This window comes from Methyloglobulus sp., assembly GCF_046714055.1.
Taxonomy (GTDB): Bacteria; Pseudomonadota; Gammaproteobacteria; order Methylococcales; family Methylomonadaceae; genus Methyloglobulus.
The window spans coordinates 1-7,972 of sequence record NZ_JBKKBJ010000044.1 but is presented as its reverse complement, the minus strand read 5'-3'; the positions used below and the strand labels follow the sequence as shown (position 1 = coordinate 7,972).

General features: G+C 46.8%; 10 protein-coding genes and 1 pseudogene. 3 read left to right on the top strand and 8 right to left on the bottom strand.

The genetic code is table 11. The features are described from left to right. The 5 genes from ACLQ6D_RS02680 to ACLQ6D_RS02660 form a co-directional block, all read right to left on the bottom strand. The coding region (locus tag ACLQ6D_RS02680) for a transposase (protein WP_411725718.1) at positions 1-252 on the bottom strand (252 nt) is incomplete at its 3' end. 170 nt (positions 253-422) lie between these two features. Further along, entirely contained in the window at positions 423-1,790 is a 1,368-nt protein-coding gene (locus ACLQ6D_RS02675) for a selenium-binding protein SBP56-related protein (RefSeq protein WP_411725717.1), read from the bottom strand. Between the two features lie 50 nt (positions 1,791-1,840). Further along, entirely contained in the window at positions 1,841-2,020 is a 180-nt protein-coding gene (locus ACLQ6D_RS02670; RefSeq protein ID WP_411725716.1) for a (4Fe-4S)-binding protein, read from the bottom strand. 189 nt (positions 2,021-2,209) lie between these two features. Then, positions 2,210-2,485: a DUF4242 domain-containing protein gene (locus ACLQ6D_RS02665; protein ID WP_411725715.1), complete on the bottom strand. Its 276-nt coding sequence runs from the start codon at positions 2,483-2,485 to the stop codon at positions 2,210-2,212. Positions 2,486-2,538: 53 nt separating this feature from the next. Then, positions 2,539-3,132 carry a TetR family transcriptional regulator C-terminal domain-containing protein gene (locus tag ACLQ6D_RS02660; RefSeq protein ID WP_411725714.1) on the bottom strand — a complete coding sequence of 198 codons (594 nt, stop codon included), beginning with the start codon at positions 3,130-3,132 and terminating at the stop codon, positions 2,539-2,541. 399 nt (positions 3,133-3,531) lie between these two features. Here ACLQ6D_RS02660 and ACLQ6D_RS02655 point away from each other — a divergent pair, with 399 nt between their 5' ends. After that, positions 3,532-4,203, top strand: coding sequence for a hypothetical protein (locus ACLQ6D_RS02655; RefSeq protein WP_411725712.1), 672 nt, complete (start codon positions 3,532-3,534; stop codon positions 4,201-4,203). 100 nt (positions 4,204-4,303) lie between these two features. On the opposite strand, the gene ACLQ6D_RS02650 is transcribed toward ACLQ6D_RS02655, so the two are convergent. Next, positions 4,304-4,978, bottom strand: coding sequence for a YggS family pyridoxal phosphate-dependent enzyme (locus ACLQ6D_RS02650; protein WP_411725711.1), 675 nt, complete (start codon positions 4,976-4,978; stop codon positions 4,304-4,306). Positions 4,979-5,075: 97 nt separating this feature from the next. On the opposite strand from ACLQ6D_RS02650, the gene ACLQ6D_RS02645 reads away from it, so the two are divergent. Together ACLQ6D_RS02645 and ACLQ6D_RS02640 are read left to right on the top strand one after the other, a co-directional pair. Further along, positions 5,076-6,113 carry a type IV pilus twitching motility protein PilT gene (locus ACLQ6D_RS02645; protein WP_411725710.1) on the top strand — a complete coding sequence of 346 codons (1,038 nt, stop codon included), beginning with the start codon at positions 5,076-5,078 and terminating at the stop codon, positions 6,111-6,113. A 14-nt stretch (positions 6,114-6,127) separates the two neighbouring features. Further along, a complete protein-coding gene (locus ACLQ6D_RS02640; protein WP_411725709.1) occupies positions 6,128-7,243 on the top strand; it encodes a PilT/PilU family type 4a pilus ATPase in 1,116 nt (371 codons plus the stop codon). 91 nt (positions 7,244-7,334) lie between these two features. On the opposite strand, the gene ACLQ6D_RS02635 is transcribed toward ACLQ6D_RS02640, so the two are convergent. Beyond that, on the bottom strand, positions 7,335-7,802 hold the full coding sequence (locus tag ACLQ6D_RS02635) for a peroxiredoxin (protein WP_411725708.1): 468 nt from the start codon (positions 7,800-7,802) through the stop codon (positions 7,335-7,337). Positions 7,803-7,810: 8 nt separating this feature from the next. Continuing rightward, positions 7,811-7,972: pseudogene (locus tag ACLQ6D_RS02630) on the bottom strand (transcriptional regulator); the annotation flags it as partial.

Sequence of the window (7,972 nt, the reverse complement as noted above, 5' to 3'; positions counted from 1 at the left end):
TTCGATGTCGTACAACGATTCCTCCACGCCAGGATCGGACAAGCCATACCATTGTTGTAGGCAATAAACCCGCAGCATCATTGTCAGCGGCAAAGGTTGGCGGCCTTTGCCCACTTTTGGGTAATGCGGCCGGACCAGCTGCAGCCACCGCTCCCACGGCACAACTTTGTCCATCTCATTCAGGAATTTCTCCCGTTTGGTGCGCTTTTTCATGCCTTCGTAGGTTAACGGCGCTAGGCTTTGCTGTTTCATGGCTTATCCCTCGGTGCGGTTGGTGGCTTGAATTTTAACATTCCGGGAGGACTTGTTCAGAGATTCCTTTAAAGGGATGTGCTCTTAATTTGCCATCCTTGGCTGCTGGATTCCGGCAATCCCTGCCGGAACGACGATGTTATTTGTGTTACTTTTTCCCATAAGAGATATTATTTCTTATCCTTCTTAGCTGCCTTATCTCCACCATAAAGACTATACGCCCCAAAAACCATTTGATGCGGACGGCCTAGTTTTTCTTTGGTGAAGTCGATGGCAATTTTCTCTATTAACTTTTTGCCGTTCCAGTCGTAGGCTTTAAAGAACTGTTCATTATCTTTGCCTTTCTTGTCCCAGTTGGCTAGGAGTGAGGAGGTAAAGTAGATGCGTTTGCCGTCCCAGCTTGAGGACACCATATTCACTTGAGCGCCGATTTTATGTTCGTACACTTGTTTGGGTTTGAATGGATCGCTTATATCAAATGCGCGGGTCATGCCGTCCATAAAGGTATTGACCCACAACAGTTTGTCGTCGCTGGCGATGGAGATGTCTACTGGCAGCGGAATTTTAGCGGGATCACTAATATTGGCTACCTCTTTGGCTTGCCATTCGCCCGCTTTATCCTTGTGAATCAGCCATATTTTTGAGGTTAAGGCTGTGCTGGTGAAGCAATAATCGTGTTTTTCACCCCACGCGCAGCGTATTTCCAAAGGCGCTCCCGGCACATCGAACACTTTTTTGGGCTGTTTGGTGTGCAAATCCCATTGCACGACGGTATTGCCGAAGCGTTTCATGGCCTCGGGATCGGCAAGCATCTTGCCAAAATCCATCATGTAATTCGACCAGCCAGTGAATGAGGAAGTCAACATCAGGTTGTTGCGTGGCATCACGCGCAGGTCATAGCCATAGCCATCGGCGTATTTTCCGGTTTTAACCGCACCTTGCAGGTCGCTATCGGTGGGCATCCAGTGGGTGTCGATATAGTTGCCATCATTGGTGTATTCGACCAGCCCCGTGCGGCCACCGTGATCTTTATTGTTGGACAGCCCGGTAATTATCATGCGCCCAGGTAAGGCGTAAGTGGTGTGCGGGCCGACCACGCCGCCGCTTTTTGCGACAAGACCGGTAATGGTGCTGGTTAATGCCGGTTTTGCCGGATCGGTATGGATATCGAAAACAAAGATTTTATTCGTATCCAGGCCACCCGCCCATAAATACTGGCGGTCGTCGGTAAAGCCGGAGTGATGGGCTTCATTGCGGCCACCGACGGAAAGGGCATTGATGGCCTTGCCATAGGTTTTTGATGTTGGCCTGACATCCACCGTCACCAGTTTGTCCTGCTCATCGCCCAGGCCTTCTACGCCCAACGTCCAGATATAGACAAAATCTTCGTGGCCGGTGATTTTGGTGACATAAGGCGATAGGCAGGTTTCATCAGCAAGAATCGGGCTTGCGCTTATTCCGGCTAAGGCGATGGTTGATAAGGTAACGACGATTATGGTCTTTAGCCTGTTGGGCAGGTTTTTTGTTGTGGTATTCATATCTTCCTCTCGTGTTTATAATTATTTTGGTTGTGGCTGTATTGTTAGGATCAATCCACGATATTCAGCGCACCCGAAGGGCATTGGTTGACAACGTTTTCAACGGCTTCATCGCTGGCTTTGGATGGGTCAATGACAAATTGGCCGTCCTCAACCTTAAAAACATCCGGCAGCGATTTAACGCAAACTCCAGAATGGCAACAAGTGTTCGGGTTCCAGTTAACTTGCATGGCGCACCTCCTAGGGGTGAATGAGTGGGACATCTATAATTCAAAAATCTCCTTCGACCTCCAAAAATGGAGGAAGTACGGCAAAGGATAGGGAATCCGTGCCGTCTCCCTCTGGGAGAAGGTCGGGATGAGGGTTATAATTTCCCCCACCCTAGCCCTCTCCCAGTGGGATAGGGCACTTATATGTGATTAATTTTCGGCAGTGGTGGGGTCGATAATGGTTTTAATCCGGGAAATCTTATTGGCTGGAAAACCGCCCTGTTCGGCATGAGACTTTACGCTGGCTTCATCCGGGGCAATGTAAACGCAATAGACCTTATCATCGGTCACATAGCTTTCCAGCCATTGGATTTTGGGTCCCATCCCGCTCAGGACACCACAGGATTTTTGTGAAATGCCTTGCAGTTGCTCAGGTGTTAAAGAGCCAGCGCCAGGGATTTCACGTTCGATAACATATTTGGGCATAACGTCCTCCGAATAAATTTAAAAAACGACTAGTCGTCTTTGTTAGGGTGGTATCAATCCTTGAAATAATCATCCAGTAAATCGTGACAGCATTGTTTTAGCGGCTCGGCAGATTGCTCTATTTTCATACGCAGCAAAGCGCCTTGCCAAGTATTGACTAGCAAGTCGGCCATATCATCAGCCGATTTATCAACGCGGACAGAGCCTTCCATCTGCGCCTTTTTCAATCCAGTTGCCAGTAAATCGCGGTATCGGCCAACGGCTAACTGCAACGATTTTTGACACAAGGCGCTGGTATCGCCGATTTCACCCATCAAGTTGCCGAGCAAACAACCGCCCTTGAATTGGGCTTTTTCCAGCTCAACGATCAATTCATTGAAATAGTTTTTTAACGCGGTCAGCGCATCAATATCGGGTTTTTGAAGGTGGTTATCCAGTTGCCCTATGAAGGGAGCGATGTAATGTTGGATAACCTCGGCGGCAAAACTTTCCTTGCTGGAAAAATAATTGTAAAAGGAACCTTTAGGGATTTGCACTGCATCCAAAATTTCCTTAAGCCCCGTGCCATGATAGCCCTGTTGCATCAATAGCTGGACACCGTGGGACAGCAGATTTTCTTTATTAAGTTGCTTTTTGGGGATTATCATGTCTCATAATACGACCGGTTGTCTTTTGTGTCAAGAAAAATGGCTTTGCTCAATTAATAATTTATAACTAATTGAATAATAATATAATTATATCTATATAAGGACTATGCCTTAGCAAAATTCAGATAGTATATAGTCGGGTTATGAAAAGGCAATTTCATGGGTATGTAAATTTTTTGAAAAAATTTACATATTTTTGGCATTAAGACATTCAGCCAGGATATTGATTTACGACGGATAGCTACGCTTTTGGGGGCATGCCAATTTGCCATCGACAAGACTAAGAAAAGATGTTAGACTATACTTGACTTTTGTAGGCGTTCATATCACATGAATTAGCATCCATCCGTCCCAATGCGGATTGCAGTTTAGCCCACATTCTTTGTTAGCGAGGTCATTATGATACACAGCGACACCTCCATTAATGCACAACAAGACACTGGTATCAGAATTGACAAGAGAATTGCTTATCATCTGGCAGGACATGTCGCAGCCATTTATCTTGGTAACAAACAAAAGCAACTACCCGCCGTGCATTTTCAGATCATTATCAGGCTCCAGGAAGGCAATGGACAACAATCAGACCGATTCGCTCGTACGCATGGCAAATACAGCGCAAAAATTGAAGGTGGCCGTTTAATTCAAAGTTTGCCTTTGTCGTTTGCCGAAGCTACTCAATACTTTTCCTGGCCGCAACAAGAAGAATGCCTATGCGCTTTCGAAGCGGACGTTATCAATATGCTGGCAGGATCACTCGCCGAGGCAAAATATCTGGCACGCTGCGATGGCGAGGATTTCAATCCACATTTAGTTAATTTGGGTGCGCTGCACTTCTATGGCGGCAGCTCAGACTTGGAAGTCATCACTGAGTACATGGAATGCTTCATGCTCCATAAGGCAGAACGCAACCAAAAGCTGGCCGAACTCTTTTTGGCGGCGTTCAGCTTCGTCAACAACCCGTCAAACTGGTACGCTATCTCCGCCTTGGCGGAATTTATCCTGGATGAGCCTAGAGACATCATTCACTGCGAAGAAATTATTTCCCTGCTTGAATCCCGTTTGGCGGCTTGAAATTTTCATAAAATCAGAGGCACCCTGAATTTAATAGCGCAAGATAATTCGAGAATGTTCTCAGGGCAATAAAAAACCAAGAGCATAAAGCGTATTAAATTTAATTTCGACTACCGAATAGTGCTGTTCCAATCCTGACTATCGTGGAACCTTCGCTTATTGCGGCTTTTAGATCGCCTGTCATTCCAAATGAGAGAGCGTCTAATTCCGGTCGTTTTAGCTCGGCAACGGCCTGAACAAGCGCCCTATAAGGTAGGCGCTGTTGTTCGTAATCGTCTTGTGGGGCAGGAATAGCCATGACTCCCCGCAGCTTTATTCCGGGTAATGTGGATACTGTCGAGCATAATTCCGGTAATCCGTCCAAGGTAATACCCGATTTACTCTGTTCGCCGCTGACATTAACTTGCAGACAAATATTTAAAGGCGGTAGGTTGACCGGTCGCTGTTCACTTAATCGTGCGGCAAGTCTTAAGCTATCAACGCTGTGGACCCAACTAAAATGCCGGGCGATCAGTTTGGTTTTGTTGGATTGGATCGGGCCTATGAAATGCCAAGTTATGTCATAAGCGCCCAGTGCTTGCTGTTTTAACAAGGCTTCCTGGCAATAATTCTCCCCAAAATGGCGAAGTCCAGCCTGATAAGCTGTGGCAATATCTGTTGTGGGTTTGTTTTTGCTCGCAGCCAACAACAAAACAGCTTCTGGGTTGCGGTTGCAGGCGCGGCAATACTTTTCTATCTGGCGGTGGATATTTTCTATTCTTTGGGCGATTGTCATGGCCGATTATTAAGCAATATCGCTTTAAAAAAGCGAAGAGTTGAACTATTGTTAGTGGGTGATTTGTTATCTTTCTTTTATGTTCCAGGAGTAAACTTTGGATATTGCCGAATTGTTAGCTTTTTCAGTCAAAAACAACGCCTCGGATTTACATTTGTCCGCTGGTTTGCCGCCCATGATCCGGGTTGATGGCGATATTAGGCGAATCAACATCCCGACGCTAGAGCATAAGGACGTCCATGCGCTGATTTATGACATCATGAACGACAAGCAGCGTCGTGATTATGAGGAATTTCTGGAAACCGATTTTTCCTTTGAGCTGCCTGGGGTTGCCCGGTTTCGGGTGAACGCCTTCAATCAGGAGCGTGGAGCGGCAGGGGTATTCAGGACGATTCCATCAAAGATTTTATCACTGGAGGAACTAAAAGCCCCCAAGTTTTTTGCCGAGCTGACAACTAAATCACGAGGGCTTATATTAGTGACCGGGCCTACGGGTTCAGGAAAATCGACCACTTTGGCTGCGATGGTCAATCACATCAACACCAACGATTATGCCCACATCCTGACGGTTGAAGACCCTATCGAGTTTGTACACGAAAGCCAAAAGTGCCTGATCAACCAGCGCGAAGTGCATCGTGACACCCACGGTTTTAATGAGGCTTTACGTTCAGCTTTACGGGAAGACCCCGATATTATTCTGGTTGGAGAAATGCGTGACTTGGAAACCATTCGCTTGGCATTAACGGCGGCAGAAACCGGACATTTAGTGTTCGGTACGTTGCATACCACCTCAGCAGCCAAAACGATCGACCGTATCATCGACGTATTTCCTGCTGCAGAAAAGGACATGATACGGTCGATGCTTTCTGAATCGTTACAAGCGGTTATCTCACAAACGCTACTTAAGAAAACAGGTGGTGGCCGTGTGGCCGCCCACGAAATCATGGTAGGTACATCGGCTATCAGAAACTTGATCCGTGAAGCCAAGGTGGCACAGATGTACTCAGCCATACAAACCGGACGTAAGGATGGTATGCAAACACTGGACCAAAACCTGAAAGAACTGGTCGATCAGGGTTTGATTCATTCCAAGATGGCGATGAGCAAAGCCGTCAACAAAGATATGTTCCGTTAAGCTTAGGAAAGATCATGGATTTTAAAGCCTTATTAGAATTGACGGTGGAACGGAGGGCATCCGATCTGTTCATCACTGCGGGCAGACCACCCACCATCAAAGTCGATGGAACGCTGGTTGAGGTTTCCAAAACCGCGCTGACCGCCGAGCAAGCCCTGATGGTTGTGACGGGCATCATGAACCAACGGCAAAAAAGCGAATTTGAAAATACTAAGGAATGTCAATTTGCCATCGGTTATCCCAATTTAGGCCGGTTCAGGGTCAGCGCTTTTACCCAGCGCGATACGGCCGGCATGGTGTTACGGCGGATTGAAAATCAAATTCCTGACGCAGAATCCCTGCATTTGCCGCCTATCCTTAAAGATTTGATTATGGAAAAACGGGGGCTGGTTATTTTTGTTGGGGCAACAGGCACCGGCAAATCGACCTCTTTGGCCGCCCTAATAAAGCATCGGAACCAAAACAGTAGCGGCCATATTATTACGATAGAAGACCCGATAGAATTTCAACATCCTCATCTGAACTGTATCATTACCCAACGCGAGGTGGGGCTTGATACAGAATCCTACGAAGTCGCCTTAAAAAACACCCTGCGGCAAGCGCCTGATGTTATTTTGATTGGTGAGATCAGGACTCGGGAAACCATGCAGAATGCGATCACTTTTGCCGAAACAGGCCACTTGTGTTTGTCCACATTACATGCAAACAATGCCAATCAGGCGCTGGATAGGATTCTGCATTTCTTTCCGGATGAGATGCATGACCAATTGTGTATGGACTTGTCACTGAATTTACGCGGCATTGTCGCCCAGCAATTGATTAAACGGGCCGATGGCAAAGGCCGTTATCCCGCTGTCGAAATATTGCTGAATACCCCGTTAGCCAAGGATTATATCCGCAAGGGAGAAATTACCAAGCTCAAGGAGCTGATGAAAACCTCCCGCGAACTGGGCATGCAAACCTTCGATCAGGCACTTTATGACTTGTATTTGGCCGATAAGATTAGTTATGAAGATGCCCTGAATTCAGCAGACTCCAGGAACGAAGTCCGCCTGATGATCAAGCTAGGTGCTGCCCAGGCAGGTGGGTTTGATAATGACGATATGATCCTGTCTGAGACGGAAAATTAATCTGTAGGGGCTGACCTTGTGCCTGCCCTTTATAGCACCCTACCAAGTTAGGGCAACCACAAGTTGGTTAGGGCAACCACAAGGGTTGCCCCTACGTTTCCTTTAGCGCCAGCAATACCTGTTCGCAATGTCCCTTGACGCTTATCTTGCGCCACTCGCGCACCAACGTGCCTTGGGGATCAATTAAAAAGGTGCTGCGTTCGATGCCCCGAACCTGTTTGCCATACATGTTTTTCATTTTGATGACATCAAATAACTGGCAGAGTGTTTCATCCACATCGGAAAGCAAGTCAAAAGGGAATTCTTGTTTGCATTTGAAATTTTCATGGGATTTGAGAGTGTCCCTGGATACACCGAACACAACAGCGTCCATGACCCTAAGTTTTTCGATGTTATCCCGAAAATCCTGGCCTTCTTGCGTACAACCGGGCGTACTGTCTTTCGGGTAAAAATACAGGATTACAAAGCTGCCGCGATAATCGCTTAGTTTAATTGTTTTGTTGCCTGTCGCATTCGCTTCAAAATCCGGTACACTGTTGCCAACGTTGATTTGGGCCATGGTTACACCTATCTTTTTATGGGTTCAAGAATGGCGTCAATATTCAAGTGATCGCAAAAATCCAGGAATTCTTCACGCAGTGATAAGAGATGGACCTGCGGGGGCACCAAAACCACAAATTTGGTTGAGAATACAGATGTCTGGGCGTAAGGAGCCTGGTAAGAGCTGCC